The organism is Shewanella sp. SP1S1-7 (assembly GCF_031932105.1).
In the GTDB taxonomy this organism is placed as follows: Bacteria; Pseudomonadota; Gammaproteobacteria; order Enterobacterales; family Shewanellaceae; genus Shewanella; species Shewanella baltica.
Map to the genome: position 1 here is coordinate 1 of NZ_JAUOEU010000001.1, position 25,880 is coordinate 25,880.

General features: G+C 45.1%; 16 protein-coding genes and 3 pseudogenes. 8 read left to right on the top strand and 11 right to left on the bottom strand.

What is annotated here, in order from left to right; genetic code table 11:
- Both Q4Q49_RS00005 and Q4Q49_RS00010 read right to left on the bottom strand, forming a co-directional pair.
- Positions 1-562: hypothetical protein (locus Q4Q49_RS00005; RefSeq protein WP_311998322.1), on the bottom strand; the 562-nt coding region annotated here is incomplete at its 3' end.
- Positions 563-784: 222 nt separating this feature from the next.
- A pseudogene (locus Q4Q49_RS00010) lies at positions 785-925 on the bottom strand (IS5/IS1182 family transposase); the annotation flags it as partial.
- Positions 926-1,017: 92 nt separating this feature from the next.
- Between Q4Q49_RS00010 and Q4Q49_RS22145 the strand changes: the two are divergent.
- Both Q4Q49_RS22145 and Q4Q49_RS00020 read left to right on the top strand, forming a co-directional pair.
- Positions 1,018-1,250: pseudogene (locus Q4Q49_RS22145) on the top strand (transposase); the annotation flags it as partial.
- A 715-nt stretch (positions 1,251-1,965) separates the two neighbouring features.
- Positions 1,966-3,957: a sodium:proton antiporter gene (locus Q4Q49_RS00020; RefSeq protein WP_199908803.1), complete on the top strand. Its 1,992-nt coding sequence runs from the start codon at positions 1,966-1,968 to the stop codon at positions 3,955-3,957.
- A gap of 126 nt (positions 3,958-4,083) precedes the next feature.
- On the opposite strand, the gene fadE is transcribed toward Q4Q49_RS00020, so the two are convergent.
- The gene (gene fadE / locus Q4Q49_RS00025; RefSeq protein ID WP_311998323.1) at positions 4,084-6,531 is read right to left on the bottom strand and encodes an acyl-CoA dehydrogenase FadE; all 2,448 of its coding nucleotides are present in this window, start codon (positions 6,529-6,531) and stop codon (positions 4,084-4,086) included.
- Positions 6,532-6,774: 243 nt separating this feature from the next.
- Between fadE and Q4Q49_RS00030 the strand changes: the two genes are divergently transcribed.
- Entirely contained in the window at positions 6,775-7,554 is a 780-nt protein-coding gene (locus Q4Q49_RS00030; protein WP_259508602.1) for a class II glutamine amidotransferase, read from the top strand.
- Positions 7,555-7,944: 390 nt separating this feature from the next.
- Here the strand turns inward: Q4Q49_RS00030 and Q4Q49_RS00035 are convergent, their stop codons facing one another.
- Both Q4Q49_RS00035 and Q4Q49_RS00040 read right to left on the bottom strand, forming a co-directional pair.
- On the bottom strand, positions 7,945-8,736 hold the full coding sequence (locus Q4Q49_RS00035; protein ID WP_311998324.1) for a DUF3108 domain-containing protein: 792 nt from the start codon (positions 8,734-8,736) through the stop codon (positions 7,945-7,947).
- A 216-nt stretch (positions 8,737-8,952) separates the two neighbouring features.
- Positions 8,953-9,390, bottom strand: coding sequence for an MGMT family protein (locus tag Q4Q49_RS00040; RefSeq protein ID WP_311900705.1), 438 nt, complete (start codon positions 9,388-9,390; stop codon positions 8,953-8,955).
- 295 nt (positions 9,391-9,685) lie between these two features.
- Between Q4Q49_RS00040 and def the strand changes: the two genes are divergently transcribed.
- The 4 genes from def (at position 9,686) to Q4Q49_RS00060 (ending at position 13,228) form a co-directional block, all read left to right on the top strand.
- Positions 9,686-10,177 (top strand): peptide deformylase, encoded by a 492-nt coding sequence (def, locus tag Q4Q49_RS00045; protein ID WP_006081499.1) that lies wholly within the window; start codon positions 9,686-9,688, stop codon positions 10,175-10,177.
- A gap of 254 nt (positions 10,178-10,431) precedes the next feature.
- Positions 10,432-11,277 carry a rhombotarget lipoprotein gene (gene rhlP / locus Q4Q49_RS00050; RefSeq protein ID WP_259504996.1) on the top strand — a complete coding sequence of 282 codons (846 nt, stop codon included), beginning with the start codon at positions 10,432-10,434 and terminating at the stop codon, positions 11,275-11,277.
- Positions 11,278-11,506: 229 nt separating this feature from the next.
- Positions 11,507-12,133, top strand: coding sequence for a LysE family translocator (locus Q4Q49_RS00055; RefSeq protein WP_259515624.1), 627 nt, complete (start codon positions 11,507-11,509; stop codon positions 12,131-12,133).
- A 117-nt stretch (positions 12,134-12,250) separates the two neighbouring features.
- Entirely contained in the window at positions 12,251-13,228 is a 978-nt protein-coding gene (locus Q4Q49_RS00060; RefSeq protein ID WP_261271652.1) for a transposase, read from the top strand.
- 361 nt (positions 13,229-13,589) lie between these two features.
- On the opposite strand, the gene Q4Q49_RS00065 is transcribed toward Q4Q49_RS00060, so the two are convergent.
- From Q4Q49_RS00065 to Q4Q49_RS00090, 6 genes and pseudogenes are all read right to left on the bottom strand, one after another.
- Positions 13,590-13,799: a hypothetical protein gene (locus tag Q4Q49_RS00065; protein WP_311998325.1), complete on the bottom strand. Its 210-nt coding sequence runs from the start codon at positions 13,797-13,799 to the stop codon at positions 13,590-13,592.
- 162 nt (positions 13,800-13,961) lie between these two features.
- Positions 13,962-14,160 (bottom strand): annotated as a pseudogene (locus tag Q4Q49_RS00070) (VOC family protein).
- Positions 14,161-14,302: 142 nt separating this feature from the next.
- Entirely contained in the window at positions 14,303-16,540 is a 2,238-nt protein-coding gene (locus Q4Q49_RS00075; protein WP_311998326.1) for an alpha-amylase family protein, read from the bottom strand.
- Positions 16,537-18,867, bottom strand: coding sequence for a glycoside hydrolase family 13 protein (locus Q4Q49_RS00080; protein ID WP_311998327.1), 2,331 nt, complete (start codon positions 18,865-18,867; stop codon positions 16,537-16,539). The genes Q4Q49_RS00075 and Q4Q49_RS00080 overlap by 4 nt, the downstream gene beginning before the upstream one ends.
- Before the next feature lie 97 nt (positions 18,868-18,964).
- Positions 18,965-20,467 carry a tryptophan halogenase family protein gene (locus Q4Q49_RS00085; protein ID WP_311891041.1) on the bottom strand — a complete coding sequence of 501 codons (1,503 nt, stop codon included), beginning with the start codon at positions 20,465-20,467 and terminating at the stop codon, positions 18,965-18,967.
- A 128-nt stretch (positions 20,468-20,595) separates the two neighbouring features.
- Positions 20,596-23,391: a TonB-dependent receptor gene (locus tag Q4Q49_RS00090; RefSeq protein ID WP_311998328.1), complete on the bottom strand. Its 2,796-nt coding sequence runs from the start codon at positions 23,389-23,391 to the stop codon at positions 20,596-20,598.
- Between the two features lie 495 nt (positions 23,392-23,886).
- Here Q4Q49_RS00090 and Q4Q49_RS00095 point away from each other — a divergent pair, with 495 nt between their 5' ends.
- On the top strand, positions 23,887-25,509 hold the full coding sequence (locus Q4Q49_RS00095) for an alpha-glucosidase (RefSeq protein ID WP_259484132.1): 1,623 nt from the start codon (positions 23,887-23,889) through the stop codon (positions 25,507-25,509).
- Positions 25,510-25,880 lie beyond the last annotated feature (371 nt).

Sequence of the window (25,880 nt, forward strand, 5' to 3'; positions counted from 1 at the left end):
ATATTGGGCATTTAGGAAACTGGCGCTGCCGCTGCTGAACCAGAGTGCCTCTCGAGATAGATAACAAATCACAAAATAGCTGGTCAGGTAGTGTATTCTTCCCAAAGAATTCTCGTGAAAACTGCTCTGGTAGGCCTTGACGCCAGTCATCAATAAAGGCGGCAACATATTTAGAATTGATCGATAGACAGAGCACTTGCAATAGTGATAACCATGCTTTTTTCTCGACGCTTTCAGGCGTCAATTGGTCTTGAGTATTTGTTTCTAAAACCAGAAGAGTACCTTCTGGTGGGCGCTCATTTTCCCAAAAAAGTGCTGCCCAGATAGGACTATAAAACTGAAATGTTCTGGTAAAGTGTTTTGCTTTATTGCTGCTGGCATTCGAATCTATGTACTCCAAACAATATATTGTTTGGGGGGCAAATTCAGACCTGATAATTGCAGGTAAGGCATGTAGATTACATAACCCAGGTAATGATTGCATTACATCGAAAGCTTTTCTCGCTGCTGGATGTAAGTTCACCTGATGCTTCTTTTGGAGCTTTAAAATTATTTGGGCCATCAGAATTCCATTTCCTGTGATTGCGTCCTTCCTTTAATATAGGGCTCACTTTTTCATCTCCCAAGTGTGATCAAAAGTTGATCAGTAAAAAGATCTATTTATGTGATCGTGATCTTGTTTTTTCATAGTCAAATTTATGAAAAAGCCCCTAACGTTTTGAATTATTAAACTTTACAATGGATTATTCCTAGTCCTGCAATGGCAATCCACTAACTGGAAACCTCGCCCCCGACCACCATGATGCTGATGGCATAACCAGCCCTTGATGGCTGCGTCATCCATCCCAAAGGTCAATGAACCGCGATTGCGTAAACTCTTGTTGTACTCAGACCAGTTGATGATTTTGTGCTTGGCTTTGCCCATGATGATGACTCTATCAGTCTGTACTGAACGATCTGATCACCATCGCTTGAAATGGTTCAAAACGATTTTGTCAACAACGCCGCCCAGAATAAATCAGCACTTTTCTGGCTGAATGGGTAGCAAAATACAAGGTTGAACTGAAGTTCATCCAGTATGGCAACCCACAGCAGAATGCATATGTTGAGCGATGTAACCGTACAGTGCGCTACGAGTGGCTAAACCAATATTTATTCAGCAGTATTGCCGAGGTACAAGAGCATGCGACATTATGGGAATAATGAACGACCAAAAAACAATTGGTGGAATACCATTGAAATATAAATAGGCTTTAATAACGTAATCTTCTACGTCTAACGTCCATTAAAAATAGGATGATTACTCTTACTTCAAGTTGAGCATATTGAATCGCCAGTAGGTTGTTATCGCGGATGGTGGGAGATATCGAGATGCTTTACTCCTACGACTTTAATTTTATCGATTTCGGAGACACTGTCACGAATACACTCCTCACTGCAGGATGTGTAACGCTCATCTTTTTAGCTGTCAAAGCGGATCAAATATTGATCAGTGAAAAGACAGGTTTTCGTGACCGTGACCACTAAGTTGTCGTTAATTGTCATTAATTAACAGTCCGATGGTCATGTGAATAATGCTAATTAAATCAATTGACAACAATTTAGGTAAAATAGGTAACGCACTAAAATCCATATCTGCACGGCCTGTCACGCCGGGGGTCGCGGGTTCGAGTCCCGTCCGCTCCGCCAAATTAATAAAAAGGCCTTACAGCAATGTAAGGCCTTTTTATTTCTATCTTTTTCATCAAATAATTGCAGCGCGTTAACTGCTGCAGCTCGCAGTCCATAGCTGTTGCGCCTTGGTTTCACTTAGGTCATGCAGTCTTCGATAAACTTTATAACGTTTATGCATTTGCTGCTATTGTTAAGCGAAATAGATAATTCCCGAGCCATTATCATGCTCATGTCATCTATTTCATTAAAGATAATGTGAGCTCATTGTTTTCCTCACCTAAAGGATTTTTTATGGTTGAACAAATCACAGGTATGTTAGCGCTGATTGGGGTGTTATCGCTTTTTTGTCAATGGCTTGGTTGGAAACTGCGGTTACCGGCGATTTTGCCTTTACTGCTCTGTGGACTCACCCTCGGCCCCGGACTTGGCTTCCTTAATCCCGATGAGATTTTTGGCAATTTACTCTTTCCGATCATTTCTCTCGGGGTTGCCGTGATTTTGTTTGAAGGCGCATTGACTCTCAACTTTAAAGAAATCAAAGATCATGGCCGTATGGTGACGCATCTTGTGACCATAGGGACAGTGATCACTTGGGCTTGTATTAGCACGGCCACCTTTTATTTACTTGATTTTAGTTGGGAAATTGCACTCCTCTTTGGCGCATTAGTGGTGGTGACGGGACCGACGGTTATCGTGCCTATGCTTAGAAGTGTGCGCCCTAAATCCCAACTTGCCAGTATTTTGCGCTGGGAAGGCATAGTTATCGACCCCATAGGCGCATTGCTGGCGGTATTAGTTTTTGAATACATTACTGTTTCAGGCGATCCCACAACACATGTGCTCTATGCATTAGGCTCTATGCTTTCGCTAGGATTAGGGCTCGGCGCTGCGGCAGGTTACCTCACAGGGCAAATATTAAGACGCAACCTGTTACCACATTATTTGCGCAATACCGCAGTCTTGACCTTAATGCTGGGTATCTTTGTCGGCTCTAACCTATTACAGGAAGAGTCGGGTTTACTGACTGTGACCGTTATGGGCATTTGGCTTGCCAATATGCGCGGTGTGGATATTGCTGAAATCCTCGAATTTAAAGAAACCTTAACCGTACTGTTGATTTCGGCACTGTTTATTTTATTGGCGGCGCGATTAGATTCTAATGCCATGCTCGACTTAGGTTGGGGTGGACTGGGCATTTTAGCGGTCACTATGTTGCTAGCGCGGCCACTGAGTATTTGGGTTTCTGGTATAGGCACCTCTTTATCGAGGGCTGATAAGTGGTTTTTATGTTGGATTGCACCGCGAGGCATAGTCGCTGCGGCGGTATCGTCATTGTTTGCGATTAAGTTAGAAGCCAACAATGTGCAGGGCGCTGATGCGATTGTGCCCTTAGTGTTTTTAATTATTATCGGCACGGTTGTTATCCAAAGTTTAACCGCGGGACGTTGGGCGCGATTCCTCGGTGTCAAAGCCGATTCTGCCCAAGGTCTATTGATTTTCGGTGCTTCTAAATTTTCCCGTGAGTTAGCTAAAATATTAAAAGCCAAGGATATCAAAGTGCTATTGGCTGATAATAACTGGGATAATATTCGCCTGGCACGTATGGATAATATCCCAGTGTATTTTGGCAATCCCGCATCGGAACATGCTGAAACCTATATGGATTTAACTGGGATTGGCCGCGTGTTGATCATTTCCCCTTATCGACAATTGAACCCTTTAGTGAGTTTCCATTTTCAAGATTTTTTTGGCACTAAGAAGGTCTTTGGCTTAAATAATACCGAGGTCGGCAGTGCGCGCCACCAGCTCTCTGAAACTTATAAGCAGCGTTTATGTCTGTTTGGTGATGCCGTGTCCTATGCCAAGATAGCAAGCCTGATGGCGAGAGGCGCTCAGCTTAAAGTGACCAATTTAACCGAAAACTTCAGCTTTGAGCATTTCCGTAAGCGTTACGGTGAAACGGCTATGCCACTGGTTTATTTAACCAAGGAAGGTAAGGTCGTTGTAGTGTCTGGCAACGATACTGTGTTCCCGAATGGTATTGAGCTCATTAGCCTGCTACCGATTGAAGCCTTAGAAGAAGCCAAAGTACAGCAAGCGATTGCAGAGCGAGAAGCACAGGAAGCCCAAGAGAAAGCCGCAGCAGAAGCCGCTTTAGCGAAGATAAAAGCGGATGAAGAGGCTGAACAATTAAGGCTTGTACAGGCTGAAGCTAAAGTGGCTATTGAGGATAATACCGCTGATCCACTTCAAGCTGCAGATGAGACTTTAGCGAAGAGTTAACCTAGGCTGTGATTGGTATTAGACTCCACTCAGTGATGGAGTAGTTTGAATTGTCATTGGGTCAAGGCATTAAAAAAGGAGGCTGATTAGCCTCCTTTTTTGTGGGTTTAAATCTTACTGAGTGGATTACGCTGCGCGTTCCCGTGAAGTGGTAGAAACCACTTCTGGACGCAGTTCTGCTGGGTCAAAGTCATCAACGTTGATTGACTTCATACGACCGATTTCCGCTCTTTCTAGCAAGTTAACTTCATCGTCGCTCAGCACACCCAGTGCTTTACCTTCAGCGGCTACTTTATCTAACCACATGAAGGGTAGACGTTTACCGCTCGCCTTACAGACTTTGTCATGCAGAGGCTCAGATGCAATGATGTCCAGTAGCGTTTGTTCTTGGATACCCACAGCATTATGCTCAGAGTTGGTCCAGAACTGGCCTTTACCTAGACGGTCACGGCTTTCACACGGTGTTTGCATGATCTTAGCAACTTTATGATCTAACACATCGCTTGGGCGTTTCAGTGGACGACCGAATGGGAACATCACCACGCGTAATGCGCCGCCAAGACCCATAGGGAAGTTATCCAGCAAATCGTCTAAAGAAGCTTGTAACTTGTACAGCGCATCTTCAACCGCCCACTGCACTAATGGTAAGTCGTCGGTTTGGCGGCCTTCATCTTCATAGCGTTTCAGCGTGGCTGATGCCAGATACAGTTGGCTCAGTAAGTCACCTAAACGGGCAGAGATACGCTCTTTACGTTTAAGGTTGCCGCCCAAGGTTGCCATGGCTAAGTCAGAGAGCAAGGCAAGGTTGGCACTGAAACGGTTCATCTGTTGATAATAACGTTTGGTTTTATCTGAATAAGGCGCGTTAGAGAAACGGCTTGATGTCAGACCTAGCCAGAAGCTACGGATGAAGTTACTGGTCGCAAAACCAATGTGACCAAAGATGGCTGCATCGAAGTTAGCTAAACCTTGACCCGATTCGGTATCAAATGCTGACTCCATTTCTGCCAGTACGTAAGGATGGCAACGAATTGCGCCTTGGCCGTAGATGATCATAGAACGGGTCAGGATGTTTGCGCCTTCAACGGTAATCGCGATAGGCGCAGCTTGGTAGCCACGACCTAAATAGTTGTTAGGGCCAAGACACACGCCTTTACCACCGTGAATATCCATGGCATCGATAACGCATTTCTGCATACGATCCGTCAGGTGATATTTCACAATTGCAGAGATAACCGATGGTTTTTCACCTAAGTCGATACCTGTGGTGGTCAACGTTGTCACTGCATCCATCAGATAGGCGTTACCGCCGATGCGTGCCATTGGCTCTTCGATACCTTCAAGCTTGCCGATAGGCAATTTGAATTGACGACGAATGCGAGCATAAGCACCCGTTGCCAGCGCTGCGGTTTTCACGCCGCCAGCTGAGTTTGATGGCAGTGTGATACCACGACCCACCGATAAACATTCCACCAGCATGCGCCAGCCTTGACCAGCCATTTTCGGGCCGCCAATGATGAAGCTTAATGGGACAAACACTTCGTTGCCGTGAGTTGGACCGTTTTGGAACATACAGTTGAGCGGGAAGTGACGACGACCAGTTTCAACTCCTTCCATATCGGTAGGGATCAAAGCACAAGTAATGCCGAGTTCTTCTTTATCGCCAAGTAGATGTTCTGGATCGCGCAGTTTAAAGGCTAAGCCTAATACTGTCGCGACAGGTGCTAAAGTGATGTAACGCTTGTTCCAGGTCAGTTTCATACCCAGAACTTCTTCACCTTCCCATTGGCCTTTACACACGATACCAAAGTCAGGAATAGAGCCTGCATCGCTACCAGCTTCTGGGCTGGTCAGTGCGAAGCAAGGTACTTCTAACCCTTTGGCTAAACGTGGCAAATAATGGTTTTGTTGCTCTGGCGTGCCGTAATGTTGCAGCAGCTCTCCAGGGCCTAAAGAGTTAGGCACACCAACAGTTGATGCCAACTCACTGCTCAAACCCGCAAGTTTCTGTAACACGCGCGATTGGGCATAAGCTGAATATTCTAAACCGCCGTATTTTTTCTTAATGATCATGGCGAAGAAGCCATTATCTTTCAGATATTGCCATACGTCGGCAGGCAGATCGGCAAGTTGATGTGACACTTGGTGTTGATTCACCATGCGGCACACTTCTTCAACAGGGCCATCGAGGAAGGCCTGTTCGTCTGCACTTAAACGCGCAACTGGGTAGTTATGTAGTTTTTTCCAGTTAGGGTTACCCGCAAACAGATCGGCTTCCCACCAAGTGGTGCCGGCTTCAATCGCTTCTTTCTCTGTTGAAGACATTTCCGGCATGATGCCGCGATATACCTTCATCAGTGGACGACTGATCACATTTTGTCTAAATGCACTGATATTTAACGGCAAGGCTACCACAAGGAAAATGATCCAAGAGATAGGGCCGACAACATCGAATGTCCATCCTGCTGTCATCACAACAGCGGCTGCAATAGTGGCAGTGAGCAAAGATACCCGAAGGTAAGCTAGGGCTCCTAGCACTAAGATCATGGCGATGATCCAAAGTAGGGTAGTCACTGTAATTCTCCTTAAATATGACCGAGTGCCAACCACAGGTCATAGAGTGTTTTGTTGATTGCGATCACAATTATAGTTTGTGGTCAGACCTGTGTCGCATAAAAGTTAAACCTAAGACAATTTTAATACAAGTATTTTTCAAACAATTGTTTAAATTATTTGTCAGCTTTGATCATTCCACAAATGTCATCAACTAGTTACAATGCCAGCAAGTGGATTTTTGATTGATGATGGGCGAGAAATATGTGCGAGTTACTGGCGATGAGCGCCAATGTGCCAACCGATATTGTGTTTAGTTTTACGGGATTAGCACAACGTGGAGGCGTAACGGGTCCCCACGTGGACGGCTGGGGTATTACGTTTTACGAGGGCAAAGGCAGCCGTACTTTTAAAGATGCTTGCCCGAGTAGCGAATCGCATATTGCAAAATTGATCAAATCCTACCCGATTAAAAGTGAAGTGGTGATAAGCCATATTCGCCAAGCGAATCGCGGCTGCGTGTCTTTAGAGAATACGCATCCTTTTACCCGCGAATTATGGGGACGTTATTGGACCTATGCCCACAATGGCCAATTGACGGACTATCTGCCTAAGTTCAACGTCTCGCGCTATCAACCCGTTGGCGATACTGACAGCGAACTCGCGTTCTGCTGGATTTTGGAACAAGTTGCCCAGAAGTTTGGCGGTACTCAGCCCGAAGATATGCTGGCTGTGTTCCATTATGTCGCGACGTTGGCCGAGCAAATCCGTGCCTTAGGTGTGTTCAATATGATTTTAAGCGATGGCGAGCATTTGATGAGCTATTGCAGTAACAACTTATGTTATATCACTCGCCGCGCGCCGTTTGGCAAAGCGAAACTTATCGATACCGATGTGGTGATTGATTTTGATAAGGAAACCACGGCCCACGATGTCGTGACTGTGATTGCGACTCGTCCATTGACTGAGAACGAACAGTGGCATGTCATGCAGCCCGGCAACTGGAAGTTGTTTAGATTAGGCGAGCTGTTAATCGATCTTTGATGTTATCCAATAGTGCTAACACCAGCGCTAAAAAATGGGGGCGAGCAGATTTGCGGCTGACTTTGGTTTGTTCAGGTCACTTTTTAAAAAGATTGAGTCAGTATCCAACGCATCTTTTAGCAATCAAGGATTAGTGATAGGCCATTAGCAACGAACTTGTTGCAATGAACTGTCAGCTATGAACTAGTAGCGCAGGAATATTGGTTCTGAACTTTGGCAATGAACCATTAGCTATGAGCGTTAACCGAACTTAGAGGCTGGCCCTAAGCTCGGTTAGATATTCATTCGGTTCGGTATAACTTCGGTTTGGTTTTATCGGTGTGAGTTCAGCTAAGGCTGTGTATCATTGAGCTAAGTTGATTCCCTTAACCTAACTCAATGCTTTGCCAGTTAACCTTCTGTCGTACCGAGCAGTTTTGGTACTTGTGGTTGCTCAGCAATATCTGCAGGCGCGCTTTCTTGGCTCACAACTTCATCGAAGTGATATTTAAGTAACTTAATATCCAGCTGCTTACTGCCTTTTTCAAAATGTGTTAACCGTACGGGCAGGTAGGCTAAATCCGGTGCCATCCAGAAGAAGGTTTGGCGCTTTTTATTGTCACGCACCACTTCAATTTTGACTGTGTCGTAACTGCCACTGTCGATGTTCATCCGTTCTCTTCCAATCACATGGAACTTGTATTCATCCAGTTCGTTGTCTTTGACCATCTTGTAGTCAAGCGCTTCTTTGCCCGCGGCCATATCGAGCCTGAATTGCAATTGCACCATTAGCGGATCGAAAATTTCGCCTTCATAGGGGAATTTGCCTTTCTCGTCTTTATAACGGGTATGAATAAAGCCCTGCGCTTTGGCGAACGCGGTTTGCTCTGTGTAATTCGGGCCGACACCTTGGCGCTGCTGTAAGTAACGCAAAGGGCTGAGTTGACTATTTTCTTGAGTAAATTCACTCAAAATGTGGCGCACATCGGTTAGCAATAACAGGCTAAGATCGCTGTCAAAACGATACTTATACACCCCATCTTCTGGATTGGGCAGCGTGTATTTAGCTTTACCGAGTTCGATATCCCCATAGTTGACTTGGTATTCGGCCGTCTGCGGCGTGAGCGGCGTCGGCGCGGCTATGGCAAACATACAGTGGGTGAGGGCAGTTAAGCTCACTAATAATGTGGGAATGGTACGCAAAGAATGCTCCTTGGGTCGCAGGTTTTCACCTTGTATCACTACAAAACGCTCAGTAGTGGTTGATAAAAAAGTGTCGAGTAGCATGCTTACTTACACAGTTCAGGGTAAATCAGTTCAGCGTAAATCAAAAATCGGAATCGACGGTTAGCAGGTTATAGCCGAGGCCGACACTTCTGTAAATAGCGATGTAAACAGTTTATGGATCAGTATATTAAACTAAAATGGCATTGCCATGACTAAAGTGACCAGATCGGGACGCCACTGGTACTCAGACAAACTAACTTTGCCGCAGTTCACTGTTATGCCTTCGATTCTTAATAATTCCATCTGTTCCTGAAAGGAGACTGAATTTTTCTCGAAGGAGATTTTACCCTGACTATTGAGTACTCTGTGCCAAGGCAGAGACAAATGCTCGGGTGCCGATTTGAGTGCCTTGGACACATAACGTGCTCGCCCCGGTAATCCCGCATAATCGGCAATTTTGCCATAACTGCTGATTTTTCCCTGCGGGATCATCGCAACGATATGCCAGATTTTCGCCATGGGAGACAAGTCCACCGCTTGGGGCTGGTGACTCGCTAAATCCTGTTCATCTTGTTTATCTTTTTCAAGATAGCGATACAGCGGCGATTTGTCTTTCTGAAACGATGCCATTGAATACTTGGCCCTCAGCTAAATGCGTGTTCATGCTTAGAAAATCAGGCTTAAAAGGTCACACAGTAAAAGTCGCCCGCGACGAGGTTGCGCTAGTGTAACGGCAAAGTCTGGTTTAGCGGAAGAAGTGAGGACATTAAGCGTTCAATGGATTATGCATTACTCGACATTTTTTATCGACTATCTCGATTGCTAACAAAATATTTAAACTGTTTTTAGCTTAAATATTGTGTAAATGGTCAAATAGTCCATAATAGCGCCAATTTTTTTGACTCGCTGAGAGAAGATAACTGGCATGGCTGTACTCGATATTCTAACAATTCCCGATGAGCGCCTTAAACGTAAAGCGCAACCTGTAAAAGATATTGAAGCTGTTCAGGGATTTATCGATGATTTAATCGAAACCATGTATCACACGGACGATGGTATCGGTTTAGCGGCAACGCAAGTCGGCAGTACGGATGCGATTATCGTGATCGATTTATCTGACGGTCGCGACCAACCTCAAGTGCTGATCAATCCTGAAATCGTCGAAAAGTCTGGCGAGTTTGTGGGTGAAGAAGGGTGTCTGTCGATCCCCGGTTATCGCGCTAAAGTGTCACGTTTTGAGAAGGTCAAAGTGACCGCATTAGACAGAACGGGCAAGGCTATCGAAATCGAAACCGATGAGTTTTTAGCCATAGTATTACAGCATGAAATCGACCATTTACATGGCAAAGTGTTTATTGAACATTTATCCATGTTAAAACAACAAATTGCGCTTAAAAAAGTGCGTAAATACGCTTAAGCCTATTGCATAAAAGCGTGCACAAAAAAGTGTATAAGCGTGTGTGACACTACCTGACTAGCCGCATTTTATGATGCGGCTTTTTTGTATCTAAAATTGGTATGTAAAACCTGAGTTTGAATGTCTTTGATTTGATATGTGAACATAACGACTTGTTTTAACTGTAATGAGTGGATAAGGTAGCCAGCAATATCCGCTAGCAATAAATTCAGTAGCATCATTAGCGGCAGTGTATGGATACGGTAGGGAAACAGATGAAACTTAAGATCATAACCAGCGGCATAATCTCACTCGCAATGCTTTCACTCAGTGGCTGCAGCGCGTTTTTTAACGGTAATACCACAGATAAAAAGGCGGTATCGAGTAGCTTAGTTGAATACTTATATCCAGATGAGAAGAGCCGCCAAGCCCAGCAGCCATCCTTACCTGTACTGCGTTTGCCAATTACCGTCGGCATTGCTTTTTTACCTTCATCCCATTGGCAAGCCGATGCCATAGACAGTCGCGCCCAAGTCGCTTTGCTCAACAAGGTGAAACAATCCTTTATCAAATACGATTATATCGATCGTATTGAAATCATTCCGAGCACCTATCTTAAAAATGGCAAAGGTTTTAATACCTTGCAGCAAGTTGCCCGCCTGCATGACGTCGATGTGATGGCACTGGTATCTTACGATCAACTGATGCAAAGCCACGAGAACAAATCCGCCATCCTTTATTGGACTATCGTGGGCATGTATTTAATCCCTGGCAATGAGAATGCCATTCAAACCTTTGTTGATACCGCAGTGTTCGATATGCGCAGCCAAAAGATGTTATTTAGGGCGCCGGGCATTAATCAGTTAACTGAAAGTTCAACCGCTGTTGGCGTGACGACAACCCTAAGGGAGAAATCCTATGAGGGCTTTGATCTCGCGGTGAACGATATGATAGTGAATTTAGACGATGAACTCGCCCGCTTTAAAACTCGGGTTAAAGAAGAGCAGGTTGCCACCATAGAACATAAACAAGGTTACAGCGGCGGTGGCAGTTTATCGCTATTGATACTTTCACTACTGGGGATTTTTGCGCTGCGCCGTTTAACGATTTGCCGTGAATAAAAAAATTAAGCGCCAATTAAGATCGTTAAGGATGAGCAAATTGAAGTTTGCTTTGAATCAAGACGTGGGCAAAAAGTATATAAAGTTGAGCACAGGTTCTGGTTATCAACTTACTTGTAGTTAACGTTTTGATTTTATTTTTAAAGTGGTTTGCAGAGGCTGTGGTGTTGCGTCGAACACCACTTACGCGGGCGCGATAGGTTACGCGTTTAACAAGGAGAAAAATTAAATGGATTTAAATTCACTATTACTGTTTGCAGTTGCTTGCCTTGCTATCAATCTTATCCCTGGACCCGATGTTATCTACATTGTATCTAACACAATGAAAGGGAAAATGATCAGTGGGCTTAAAGCTGCGATGGGTTTAGGTGTGGGTTATTTTGTTCACACGCTTGCTGCTAGCTTGGGATTATCTGCCATCATTCTCAGCTCAGCGTTGGCTTTTAGTATTGTGAAGTGGTTGGGCGCCGCGTATCTAGTGTATTTAGGCATTCAAGCGTTAATATCAATGTGGCGTGGCAACAATAAAATTGTGGTTGATGACAATAGCAAACCAAACGGCAACGTATTTTACCAAGGCATTGTCGTTAGTGTACTTAATCCTAAAGTCGCTTTATTTTTTCTCTCTTTTTTGCCGCAGTTTATTGATCCGTTAGCAGGTTCAACGTCAATTCAGCTGTTAACCCTTGGTCTTATTTTCAGTTTGTTAGCGACCCTGTGTAACGTCCTTTATGCGTCGGCAGGAAGCTGGGTATTTAGTCGGCCCAATTCCCAGCGTTATTCCAGAGCCTTAGAGGGAATATCAGGTGTGTTGCTTATTGGCTTGGCCAGTAAAGTCATGACCAGTGATAGATAGTTTTTTCTTAAGCAGTTTTTCATAAGCCACCCATTCTAATTTAGCGATGACTCCTTGGTGAGTCACCCTTTTCTCAACTAGGCTTAGTGTCTGTTTCCCCACACAAGGAGTGTGATGATGCCACAGCCAAGGAGAACTCAAATCAGTTTGGAAGATACGCCTTTTTATCACTGTTGTAGTCGAGTCGTTAGGCGTGCCTATTTGTGTGGTGAAGACCATTTCTCTGATAAAAACTACGACCATAGACGCGAGTGGGTAGAGCAGCAATTACTTAAGCTGGCTCAGGTTTTTGCTATTGATGTCGCTGCTTATGCGGTGATGAGCAATCATCTGCACTTGGTACTCTGCGTGGACATTTACCAAGCCAATCAATGGAGTGATAGGGAAGTGCTTGAGCATTGGCATCAGGTATTTAAAGGCACTGAATTAACACAACAATTTGTCAAAGGGCAAGTTGTTGAAGCCCATGACGTGATTAACCTTAAACACCATATCGCTCTATACCGCAGTCGCTTAAGTGATATTTCTTGGTTTATGCGAGCGTTAAATGAACCTATCGCCCGTAAGGCAAATCAAGAGGATAACTGCACAGGACGCTTCTGGGAGGGCCGTTTTAAATCCCAAGCCCTACTCGATGAGGCGGCAGTACTTGCATGTATGACTTATGTTGACCTCAACCCTATTCGCGCTCAACTCGCCACAACACCAGCAACCTCGGATTTCACCAGTATTCAACGGCGTATTCGTGCGGCACTAGCAGGCAAACAACCTCAAACATTATTACCTTTTATCGGTAATGAGCGGGACAATATGCCTAAAGGGCTGCATTTTGATTTACAAGAGTATCTCCAACTTGTTGACGATACCGGCAGAATTATTCGCGATGATAAACGCGGGAGTATCAGTTCGAGCAGTGCAAGCTTACTGATTCGCCTTAATATTCCGCCTGAGCATTGGCTTAAGCTCACTCAGCATTTCGGGCAGCTTTTTAAAGGCCCTGTAGGTACTGTGCAAGAGCTCACTTGTTATTGCGAACACCTTGAAAAGCGACGAAGGCACTATCGCCACTGCTGTCTGAATTTAATGGCAAGCTGAGCCATTTAGAGATAGTCCACATTCAGAGATAGTTCAGCGCCAAACTTCACTCATCCATAGCAGTGGAGAGCCTGACTCGAACTAAATCGACCCAATTCCTGCTAACTATCCGCAAATCAAAAAATAACCAGGGATAATCCCCCGAAAACCTGGCTTTTCAATCTAAGCCACAAACCGTTTGGTAAACGTAGCTTCGATGTTGTTGGTTATTTTTATATTATGGGTGGCTTGTAAAAAAGAGCTTGGGTGCCTGAGATTTTGTACCAACCTATTGTGGTATGAGTGTAGCGATATACGATGTTGTATTAGCCTTACCATTTATTTTGTAGCTTCTGTCCGTAACATTTCTATAAACCCCAAATCATATCCTCATAAAATAGGGGAGTGCGATGAGGGCGATGCCTATGGCGATAAGTAATGCGAGATTGGTGACAAAATAAGGGTAAATCATCAGGGTGAGACCTACGACTAAAGGGATGGGGGCCGCTTGGCGTTTGCCGTAGGTGAAAAAGCCAAGACCAATGAGGCTAAAGACTAAACTCCATAGTAATAATGCTGGATTATCAAACATCTTGAGTTCCTAAATGGTTAGCCTAGGTAGTCTTTGACTTTATCGTAGCGTCAAAATGGTTAAACGTCAGTGTCGCTTGGTTCAGTCTAATCATAAATCATTCCCGTGGTAATTAAGCTTTGTTCATCTCATTCTCTGCTCTGAGGCTCAGCTTGATTCAGGCTATAGCTCATATAATTCTAAGGGTAGGCCGTCGGGATCGCTAAAGAAGGTGAATTTTCTGCCTGTGTATTCGTCAATGCGGACGGGTTCAACGGTAATGCTCTGCGAGTACGCTAAGACCAAGAATAGTCATATAAAAATGTTTGGATTTTTCATAGTCGCTACAAATAATCGCTGCATGGTGAATGCCGAGTAACATCGCTTTCCTTTGTGATTTTTAAAGGGTAATTAAATAAGATAGAAAGGTTTGAGAGTATAACGGTTAAAAAATATAGCGTCACAGTTTAGCGTGACGCTATCGGTCAATTTCAATTTTTAGCTCACCTTGGCTTGTTGCTCGTTTAATCTTCCAGCTCGAATATGGCTGAAGACAACGGTGCAAGTTGCATCTGAACTAGTCCTTCAGCTTCCTTAATGACTAACTTCGCCGCATGATCTTCGAGTAAATCCTTAAGCGGATATACGCCGTCCTTTAATTGCCACTGACGGATGAGCTCTTTGGGGAGCTTGAGCTGTAAGGCTTTTGATTCGGTCTGACTGAAGTTACTGACCACAATCAACTTTTGAGTCTGCTTTGAGGTCCCAGATATCACCTCGAAGCGGGCAAAGGCGAAGGTGCTGTCGTCATAGCCTGTTTCGTTTGCAGAACTATTTTGAGTACTCATATTTTGAGTGCTGTTACTTTCAGTCGCATTCTTCTTGCTGCGATTCGCGGCATCGAGTGAATAATATTGGCCTAACAGTGCAGGCGCAGTTTGGCCTGTGCTTAGATTCAATAGCTTTTGATAGTAAGCCCGCAGCGATGTTTCCTGCGCCGTTGATTGTCCACCATCAAACTTGCCATTGTTCATCCAGCGCTGATGGGCAGGGACGCCAACATAGTCAAAAATACTGGTGCGTGATGCATGACCAAAGCCTGGATTATCGATGGCGGCTTCTCCCACTTCTTGGCCAAAATACACTAACGTCGGTGAAGTACTTATCGTTGCCGACACCACCATAGCGGGTAGGGCGTAGTGTGGATTTACGGCTTGGGTCTCTAGGGAGCTATTCGTTGGTTTATTTGTTTGTAGCGATGCTAAAAATGATGCATTACCAATACGTTGCTCGTCGTGGTTCTCTAAAAAGTGCAGCATGTGGGATTCAATATCCTGCACTTTTGCCTGATCCGCCGCGATATTAGCTGTGCTGGTTTTACCCGCCATCACGGCTTTTAGGGTGTCGTAAAGATCGACCTTATCGTACAGATAATCCATTTTTCCAAGCTGGATATAATCTCGGTACAACTTAGGGTTATAGACCTCGGCCAAGATAAAGGCATCGGGATTAGTGTGTTTTATCTGGCTGTTGAGGTAACTCCAAAACTCCACTGGCACCATTTCGGCCATATCGTATCGAAACCCATCGACTCCTTTTGCAAGCCAATATTGGGCAATCTGATTGAATTTAATCCAAGAGCTTGGGATCTCGGCTAAGTGTTGTTGCCAGAAAGCGTAATGCTGCGCTTCAGTAAAAGTGGCGAATTTAGCTGGCAGGCGAGGGAAGTCATAGGTGCCATCGGGGCGTACGCCGTAATTGATTTTAACTGTCTCGTACCAATCATTAGCATCGGGCTTGGCTAAGCGTGAGCCGTTGCCAGTCCACTTTGCGGGAAATTCATCGAATTTGCCGTCACTTAAGGGGGGAGCTTCTCCGCCAAGCGGTTTAAGTCCTGCGGGTAAGCTTGGCACTTCAAAGGCATGCGCTTGTCCTTTCGTTCCCATTAAATCCTTATTAACATCAACTTTATCAACGACGTAATAGAAGTTGTTGTTTTTGGCGTACTCCAGACTGGTATCATCATCTTCGCCAAAATCGCGCACGCCTTGGGGTTTACTGACGGATTTATAATGGCGCGCCACATGGTTTGGCACTATATCGATAATTACCTTTAAGCCGTGTTGATGGGTACGGGCAATGAGCGCCTCGAACTCGGCTAAACGGTTAGCTGGGTTGACCGCCAGGTCCGGGTTGACGTTGTAGTAATCTTTGACTGCGTAGGGTGATCCTGCGCGGCCTTTTACCACATCGGGATCATCTGCACTTACGCCAATCTCACTGTAATCACCAATCAATGCATGGTGCGGAACGCCTGTGTACCACACATGGGTGACGCCTAGGTCCTTGATGCTATTGAGTGCAACATCGTCGATATCATTAAATTTGCCGACACCGTTGTCGGCAATTGTTCCCCAAGGTTTATTCGTTGGATTTTTATTGCCATAAAGGCGAGTAAAAATCTGATACACCACAGGTTTTAGCGTCATAACCTCACTCTCAGATTTTGGCTGTAACTCATTATCAAGCGCCTGCGCCGAGGTATTTGCATTGGCCGATAAGCAAAAAAGCGAGGCAGTTAATAAAGCTGCACTAGATAAAGAGGCATTAAACAAAGACTGTAGACATAAATTGAGTGATGAATGCCGCGACTGTTGGCGCTGCGGGGCTTTCGCTGCTTTGGACAGTAAAGCCATTATGGGAAATTTAGCCGCTTGTTGGCTCTGAGTCACTCTGGAATCGATAGGCGATAAAAAGCTCAAGACTGAGTTCCTTTTTGAGTTGAGTTTTTCGCTAGGTTATTAGCGCTGTTGTTTGCACTGTTGTTAGTTTGAGCACGCGTTAAAGCGTTAGTTTGGTTCCTTGATCGTATTGAATCTTGGCTGCTCGGCAAGCCAATATTCAGCGGCGACTTTGTCTTAGTCTTAGACTTAGAATTAGGTTTAAGCTCGAGGATAGTAACCCCTGCGTGGGGCAATGTTATCGCTTGATTGAGTGAAACTATTTTGCCACTGATAATATCTGTAGCGGCGCCGCTATCGCCAAGTACACTGGCAAAGCGGTTTACATCTAGCGTGATTATCTTGTCATTCTTATTGTAAATCACCATGACTTTATCGGCCGAGGGCTGAGTGCAGGCATTGTGTTGGGTTAGAGAATTGTTTTGTATTCGTGACTTGATCGCTTCGGCTTTCTGTTCAGCAGATAATGGCGCATTTAATACGCAGCGAAATTGCACATAGACGCCATCCTGCGGCACAAAGTGCAGTAAGTCGCCCGATTGTAGCGCAGGGGATTGTTTACGGTAATTCAGTAGGGTTCTGACAAATTGCTGTGCTTGTCGCTGGGGTTCACTCAGCCCTTGGCCGGTAAAGGCGTTAGTGGCACTGTTGGCAAAACCGCCGGGGAAATCACTGCGCACAACGCCATCGTGACGGCCTTCTGTCGGGCTGCTCATTAACACTTCTGTACCGTAGAACAGCTGCGGAATGCGTTTGGCAGTCAGTACATAGGTGAGTGCCATCTTGTATAAGTCTATATTTTCTTTCACTAAACTGAAGATACGATTGGTGTCGTGATTGCCTTCAAATAGCACTAGTTTACTGGGATCGGCATACACAACATCGTTGGCTAACATCTCGTAAAGCTTGATAAAACCTGTGTCCCAAGTTTCTGGCTCATTAAGGCTGGCAATTAATTTTTCATATAGCGGGAAGTCCATCAAACTGGGTAAATCTGAGGTATAGCCATCGGCATTGATTTTGCCCTTTTGCCAATAGGACACTGTGATGGGGTTTGCGGTCCATTCTTCGCCCACAATATTAAAATTCGGGTACTCAGCCATTACGGCCTTAGACCATTTAGCGAGAAACCCTTTGTCGGCGTAGGAATAAGTATCTTCGCGGATCCCTGAAAGTCCTGCGTACTCGACCCACCAAATACTGTTTTGGATAAGATAGGTTGCCAGTTTGGGATTGCTTTGATTCAGATCCGGCATAGTGTCGGTAAACCAGCCATCGACAAAATCAATATGATCTTGCGCTGCCGCGTAGGGATCTTGCACTGTAGTGCGCCTATGGCTGGTGAAACGGGGGCTGGTAACGCTGGATTTAATAGCACTGGATTTAGTTTCGGCAGACTGAATCAAGTCAGGCTTGGATTCGCGATTATGTAGCTGCGTTTTTGTGGCGTCATTGAGCCAGTCTTGGCTAGGTAAATCGTTGAGCCACCAATGATTAGAGCCGATATGATTCACGACAACATCTTTAATTACCCCAAGACCAAGTTTGTTTGCCTTAGCGACTAAGGCTTTATAATCCTCGTTGCTGCCAAAGCGGGGATCGACGCGGTATAAATTGGTAATTGAGTAACCGTGGTATGAATACTGGGCTTGATTATTCTCAAGTAGTGGATTGATCCATAACTGAGTCACCCCGAGTTTTGCCAGATACGCTAAGTGCTGACTGATCCCTGCGATATCGCCGCCATGGCGAGCATCGGGATAATAGGGGTTGCTGGGATGGCTAGGAGAGTTAGCCGCGACAGGCTCTAGCATATCGGCCTGATTGTCATTACTGGTGTCGCCATTGGCGAATCTATCCGGGGTGATAAGGTAAATCACATCCTTATTGCTAAACCCTTGCCGCTCACGGCTGCCCTTAACACGCGCTTGCAACGTATAGGGCAGGCGATAAAGAGGCGTGTTGGTCTTTGAAGCCGAGTCCGTGCTGGAAATCACCAGCTCAAAGGTTTGCGGAGCAGCTTGGCTAAGATCTACATTAATAAACAGATAGTGAGGGTTATCAGTGTGATAAAGGCTTTTTAGCGTGATGCCGTGCCCTTGGATATCAACCTTAAGCTGTTGCGGTAAGCTAGGGAAATCGCGGCTATACAGCATCAACTGTAACTCAGGATTGTGCATCCCCGCCCACCAAAAAGCGGGTTCAAGTGTCAGGTCTTGAGGCTGGCTTGATGTGCCTTGAAGTGGTAAAGAGAGACTGCTTGAACTTGCCTGCGCTGTGTTGGCAGAGGCGCCTAGGCTAAGCATAATCACTAAGGAAGTGGTGAGAGTCCGCAGGTTTAATATCATATTCTTTCCTTGTTGATTCAAATTTAAACTGCAAGTTCAATTTATAAATCGATGAGTTAGTAAACTCTTAACGTCAGTCGTAACTCTTAAGCCGCATTTATGCTTTATGTGTCGATAAGTGCGCTAAATACTGGTCATGGGTTGGTAGCTTAGTGACGGTATTATCAATAATGGTGCGCATATTGAGCAGAAATTCACTTAGTGCTTGCGGTTGAATGGTTGCCGCTAATGGATTGAAATCCCGAGGCTTAATACCTTGCCCCAACATGACTTGTATCCATGCGGCTTCGGTAAAAAGTTCATCTTGATGTCTAAACACTGTGCCTGTGGCACGAAATAGGGCGATTTTTTGCTGCAAACTCTCTGGCAGAACCATGGTTCGGCATTGATGCCAAAACCCATTTTCCTGAGCATCTTCCCTTTGGTTTAAATGATAGTGCAAGATAATAAAATCGCGGATTTGTTCAAATTCAAGTTGGGACTGGCGATTAAATTCATCGACATTCGCTTGTGCAATTCCTTGATGTGGAAAGAGTTTACTTAAGCGAATAATCGCTGATTGGACTAAATGCAAGCTGGTGGATTCTAAAGGCTCTAAGAATCCACTCGAAAGGCCGATGGCGACACAATTTTTATGCCACTGTTTGATTCGTCGTCCGGTCGTAAAATTGATTTTCTTAGGTTCAGCCAAAGGTTTACCATCTAAATTACTGAGTAAAAGCTGTTTGGCGGCGTCATCACTGATATAGCGACTGCAATAGACTAACCCATTGCCTGTGCGGTGCTGCAGCGGGATCCGCCATTGCCAACCCGCATCATGGGCGATAGAACGCGTATAAGGCGTTATTGCTGGCGTTTTTTCGCAGGGTACGGCATAGGCGCTGTCGCAGGGGAGCCAGTGTTGGTAGCTATCGAAGCCAACCTTGAGCGCTTTTTCTATCAGTAGCGCGGCAAAGCCCGAGCAATCTATAAAGAAATCGGCTTTTACGGTTTGTCCTGTTCCTAAGATTACACTTTCAATATCGCCGTTTGGCGTGAGTTCAACCGCCGTAATTTTGCCTTCGATACGCTTTACTCCGAGTTGCTCACTGAAACGTCGTAAAAATTGGGCATAGAGCGCTGCATCGAAATGATAAGCATGAGTTAAGCCGGCAAGGGGAGAGTTTGGGATCTGCTGGAGTACTTGAAACTTATTGTGTTTTGCCGCTTGGTAATTAACCGAATAATCCCAAAACGAATTGACCTCTTTTGGGGAGGTGCTGAGCCAGTAATGATGAAATTGAGTAAAACCTATATCTTTACCTATATTGCCAAAAGCATGCATATAGGCTTCATCCGGTTTGCCCCAATTTTCGAATTGAATACCCAATTTAAACGTTGCTTGGGTGGCATTGATAAAATCGGCTTCGGAAATCCCAAGGACGTTATTGAATATTTGCAGTGGTGGAATGGTGGCTTCACCTACGCCCACTGTGCCTATATCTTCAGATTCAATCAGGGTGATATTCAGTGTTGATTTAAACAATCTTGCCAACATGGCCGCCGTCATCCAACCTGAAGAACCGCCACCGACAATGACGATATCTTTGATTTTATTCATGATATAAGCCTTTCATTTTATGATTAGTGGTGATCAATTAACGCAGATGAATGACTAGCCTAGTGGCTTGAAATGATAAAGTAAAAAAGCCTCTGTAACAGGTTACAGAGGCTTTAAGCCGTGCAGGATTAGAACTTATAGTTCGCGCCTAACATAAAGTTACGGCCATAGTTTTGGTAATCACGGACTAAACGTTGATCATCGCTAGTGTAAGAGGTGAAAGGCTCGTTGGTTAAGTTGTTCACTTGGAACTGAACTGATAAACCATACAGAGACTCAATACCACTTTCGCTAAAGTCATAACCGATTTGTGCATCAACCACAGTTTCCGCTTTGATGTTCACGTTTTCGCGTTGCAGGCTGATCTTTGTGACTTCACCTAGGAAGTCGCTGCGGTAGCGTGAGCTAATGCGTGCTTCAAAGCCTGAGTTTTCATAGTAGATCGTCGCGTTTAAGGTTTTTTCTGACAGACCTGGCAAGGTTGTTGGATTGCTGGTCGGGGTTTCCTTCACTTCACTGTCGTTGTACGAGCCGCTAATAACAGTACCAAAGCCACTTAACACATCGGCAAACATACCAAAGTCGACAGATACAGAGGCTTCAACACCTTGAACATAACCACCTTCACCGTTTTGTGGTTGGGTGACATCGCCAATTGGGTTATCAGTAGGCCCTTGTGGGAATAGGGTGCTGAAATCAAAGTCTGTATGTTGATCGTAAACGAAGTTTTCAAGATCTTTGTAGAATACCGCTACCGAGAAATAACCTTGGTCGCTGAAATAGTTTTCATAGCTTAAGTCATATTGACGGGCTAACCATGGGCGTAACTCAGGATTACCTGCGTTACCACTCCAGTTAACGTTGCCACCACTTGGGTTAGCTGAATAAGTGTAGTTTAGGTTGGCATTCATTTTGTCCATGCGTGAACGGGTTAACGTGCGCGCTGCGGCTAAACGAACCACTTGGCTATCGGCGACTTCGAAACTTAAGTTAACGCTTGGCAGCCATTCAACATAGGAATCACCCGCTGTGCGCGGTGTTAACACCACTAAGCCATTTTCAACCGTTGCCACTGTACCGTCAGAGGATTGATCGGTATGAACCGCTTGTAAGCCTGCGTTGCCAGTCAAAGGAATACCAAATACTTCGGATTCAAGGTTGGCCATCACATAGCCCGTTGTCACTTTTTCCTGTACAGCCCAAGAGTTAGTTGCGCGGGAAAGATCCACATCAGCAACATCAGTTTCTGTATAGTTACCGTCATTGTAGAAAGCCAACGAGTCGTAGCTTAATACATTACCCATACCAAAGAAGTCGAGTGAAGTTGGTGCAAGTAAGTATTGATCTGGTACTGCCATAGTGTAATTGGCAGAACCGTCATAACCTTTGAGTGTCAGGTAATAACCTTTATCTAATTTGGTTTTATCGCGATTAGTGCGATTGACACCAAACTCAACGCTACGAACGGCACCGCCATCGAGCACATATTCAGCGCTTAAACGGAAGGATTTTAGCTCATCCTCAATTTCAGGTTTGTTGATAAAGCCGTCTTGAGTGTTAGCGCCTAGCGGGCTACCCCAACCGAGTGGATCGCCAAGTTTGATCAGGTTTTTATCAGAATAATCGAGGTTATGGTCAAATACATAACCGCCTTTACCGTTGTAAGCAAAGCCTAAATCGTCAACCGCACCCACACCTGTACCGCGGCCAGTTCCTGAGTAACTTTCCATACCTATGTCAGTACGGTTAGCTCTAGACATGGAGATATCGGCTTCAACATTCCAGTTATCATTGATGTTGAATTTGTTATTCCAGCCAATAGACAGAGAATCCGCATCACGTTTGTTCACGTCGTTACGGATAACGACTTCAGCACCATTAATGGCACCTGCTGTCATTAATCCATCACTCACTGTAGGAGAAACTAGTCCACCATTAGTACCCCATGCACCAGGGATTTCAATGCCTCGTAGGCGCTGATCATCGGTAAATTTAGAGTAGTAAATGTCTAAGGTTGAGTGGAAAGTGGTATTTGGTGCATATTCAAATACGGCGAGCACACCATCACGTTCTAATTCACTTGAGCGAACGAAGGGCTTGGCTCCACCTAAACCTTTAAATCCAGCAGCTTCGCCAGGTACACCATTATAATCGGCATTGGCGTTATAAAACTCTTGGCCATTATCAATGTGCTTATATAAATCTGGGTAACCCCAAGCTTGCCAACGTTCTTCTTGGTTAGGTGACATCATGCGAGCATAACCAATGGCGACACCAATAGTGTCATCGGCGAATTGGTCAATATAAGAGATACTGCCACGGTAGCCTGTGTCACTTGAGCTGCTGTTTAATGAACCTAAATCGTTCATTTCGCCGCGTAACGAAACGGCAATCGTTTGTTCACCGTGGGCTAAAGGACTGATTGTTTGCATATCAACCGTACCGCCGATGGCTTGCGCCATAACAGAGGCATCGGGTGTCTTGTAAACCACGACGCGATTTAATAACTCAGATGGATATTGGTCGAATTCCACACTGCGGTTATCGTTCACAGAGGCCTGTTCGCGACCATTTAATGTGGCGGTAGTGAAGTCAGGGCCCATACCGCGGATAGAAATTACGTTGGCACGACCATCGAGTCGTTGTGCCGATACGCCAGGTAATCGTGCTAGAGATTCTGCAATACTGACATCAGGTAATTTACCTATGTCTTCCGCTGAAATGGCTTCAACGATAGAAGAAGATGACATCTTAAGTGATTGGGATTCTTGCAAGCTACGACGAATACCAGTGACTTGAATCACTTCAATATTTTCATCTTTAGCTGTCTTATCTGTCGCCGCTTCATCTGCCGCATAGGAGTGCATACTCGCACCAGCGGCAATGAGCGCTAAGGTTAGCAAACTGGGTTTAAATCGCATCATATCTCTCTTCCCCTTGGAGTCGCTTTATCGCTTTGTAGAGCGTTTTATCGTTATCACCGCGTTATTTTTGCGGCCTTTTTTTGGTATCTGGGCGCTTAATTGACTGCATAAGTGCTGCGTTTATGACCAAATTGTTATGCAACGGTGAAGATACTACTCCCGAGCTTCTTGGCGGAACAACAGAGTGCATACGTATTCAATGCCTCATTGAGTTAAGAATAGCCGTTAATTGAGGGAAATCTCATGGAGTAAAATGATTTTATTTTGCAATTAAGTGCTTGTTATTAAATGGTAAAGTGAGTTTTGGTTCAATGTGATTTATGGCGAGGTCTTCTGCATACGTATGCAGGTGTATTGAACCTTATTTCCCTCTTCACGTATGCTCGGTGACACAAAATAAGCCGCGATACCTTTACTCTGCAGTAACAAAACGATAACTGTTTGCGTGAGTGTGTTAGGGAAAGATCGCTGTAGAATAACGATAAAGGGGCAACAATGAGTGAGTTAACTTGGTGGCGTGGTGCGGTAATTTACCAAATTTATCCGCGTAGCCTTTTAGATACCAATGGTGATGGCGTTGGTGATTTGCGTGGCATTATCACTAAGCTTGACTACATTGCGAGCCTCAATGTCGATGCTATCTGGATTTCACCTTTCTTTAAATCGCCTATGGCAGATTTTGGCTACGACATCAGTGATTACCGCGAAGTTGACCCTCTTTTTGGTACTATGCATGATTTCGATGAATTGATTGAAAAAGCCCACGGCTTAGGCATTAAGGTCATTATCGATCAAGTATTAAGTCATACCTCTGATCAGCATGCGTGGTTTGTTGAAAGCCGCGAGAGCCGAACGAATCCCAAAGCGGATTGGTACGTGTGGGCCGATCCTAAGGAAGACGGCACAGCGCCTAACAACTGGCTCGCGATTTTTGGTGGTTGTGCTTGGGAATGGGAGCCGCGCAGACAACAATACTATTTACATAACTTCCTGCGTAGCCAGCCCGATATCAATTTCCATAACCCTGACGTGCGTCAAGCTGTGCTGGATAATGTCGAGTTCTGGCTTAAAAAAGGCGTTGATGGATTCCGCTTAGATGCGATTACCTTCTGTTATCACGATGAACAGCTCAGGGACAATCCGGCAAAACCTAAGGATAAACGTCAGGGCCGAGGTTTCAGTGAAGATAACCCTTACGCCTATCAATATCATTACTACAATAATGACCGTCCGCAAACTATCGCGTTTATCGAAGATTTACGAAAGCTTATCAATCGTTACCCTGGTGCGGTGACCTTAGGTGAAGTGTCGGCAGAAGACTCTTTAGCTGTGATGGCGGCTTACACTAAGGGTGAAGATCGCCTGCACATGGCCTACAGTTTTGAGCTATTAACCGACGATTACAGCGCCGCTTATATTCGCCAAACCGTAGAAGCATTAGAAGCGAGCATAGGTGATGGCTGGCCTTGTTGGGCTATCGGTAATCATGATGTGCAGCGCGTGGCGAGCCGTTGGGGGCAGGGCAAGCAGAATTCAGACATGGTCAAAATGCTCAATGCCATGCTAAGTTCACTGCGCGGTAGTGTGTGTAGTTATCAAGGTGAAGAACTCGGTTTAACCGAAGCGCCGATTGAATACCATGAGTTGCAAGATCCCTTTGGCAAAACCTTCTGGCCTATGTTTAAAGGCCGTGATGGTTGCCGTACGCCAATGCCATGGCAACAAGGCGCCGATTTTAGCGGTTTTAGTGAGGTCTCGCCTTGGTTGCCGATCGCCCCTGCGCATCAAGTGTTAGCGGTAGATGTACAAGAATCAGATGCAGATTCCATGCTTAACGGTTATCGACGTTTTCTTGCTTGGCGTAAATTACACCCAGTGCTGGTTGAAGGCGATATCCAATTTGTGGATACCAACCAGCCCATCTTGGCCTTTATCCGCACCTTAGGAGAGCTCAAAATATTCGTCGGATTCAACTTAGGCGATACCAATGTTGAGTTGGATTTATCACAGTTGGAATTGGGTGAAATATTAACGGGACATGGCCTGAAAACCGCACAAATAGAAAACAATCAGCTGAAGTTTTCGGCATTTGCCAGCTTTTATGCAGTTTTAAACTGAAAATGATTCATTTTTATTCGGCTGAGGTGTTATATACCCAAACAACTTGAAGATGCAGGATTCAGCGGGAATTTAACGCACTTTAGGCAAGGCCCTTTATTGCTCCTGCATAAATGGCATTCACGCCATCCATGGCGATTGCGGTTATTTGCAGACCTAGTGGGCTAAGTTAAAAATAACCAACACGGCATAAAGTGCGTTAAAACCCGCCGGGACGGAGCGCCGAGGGCACTCCACTTCGGTGTTGCATCAATTCAAAAGGTGGCCGATTCTGTCATTGATGCGCCTTGAATTGAAGCACCCTAGGCGCTCTGAAACTCGTATCTTCAGGTAGCTTGGGTATATACCCAAGCCCACTATTCGACGTAAAG

Coding starts and splice junctions, on each gene's coding strand:
- Q4Q49_RS00085 (WP_311891041.1), bottom strand. CDS start 20,467: ATGAATAAAATCAAAGATATCGTCATTGTCGGTGGCGGTTCTTCAGGT.
- Q4Q49_RS00090 (WP_311998328.1), bottom strand. CDS start 23,391: ATGATGCGATTTAAACCCAGTTTGCTAACCTTAGCGCTCATTGCCGCT.
- Q4Q49_RS00080 (WP_311998327.1), bottom strand. CDS start 18,867: ATGATATTAAACCTGCGGACTCTCACCACTTCCTTAGTGATTATGCTT.
- Q4Q49_RS00030 (WP_259508602.1), top strand. CDS start 6,775: ATGTGCGAGTTACTGGCGATGAGCGCCAATGTGCCAACCGATATTGTG.
- Q4Q49_RS00065 (WP_311998325.1), bottom strand. CDS start 13,799: ATGTTTGATAATCCAGCATTATTACTATGGAGTTTAGTCTTTAGCCTC.
- Q4Q49_RS00060 (WP_261271652.1), top strand. CDS start 12,251: ATGCCACAGCCAAGGAGAACTCAAATCAGTTTGGAAGATACGCCTTTT.
- def (WP_006081499.1), top strand. CDS start 9,686: ATGGCTGTACTCGATATTCTAACAATTCCCGATGAGCGCCTTAAACGT.
- Q4Q49_RS00040 (WP_311900705.1), bottom strand. CDS start 9,390: ATGGCATCGTTTCAGAAAGACAAATCGCCGCTGTATCGCTATCTTGAA.
- Q4Q49_RS00020 (WP_199908803.1), top strand. CDS start 1,966: ATGGTTGAACAAATCACAGGTATGTTAGCGCTGATTGGGGTGTTATCG.
- Q4Q49_RS00095 (WP_259484132.1), top strand. CDS start 23,887: ATGAGTGAGTTAACTTGGTGGCGTGGTGCGGTAATTTACCAAATTTAT.
- rhlP (WP_259504996.1), top strand. CDS start 10,432: ATGAAACTTAAGATCATAACCAGCGGCATAATCTCACTCGCAATGCTT.
- Q4Q49_RS00055 (WP_259515624.1), top strand. CDS start 11,507: ATGGATTTAAATTCACTATTACTGTTTGCAGTTGCTTGCCTTGCTATC.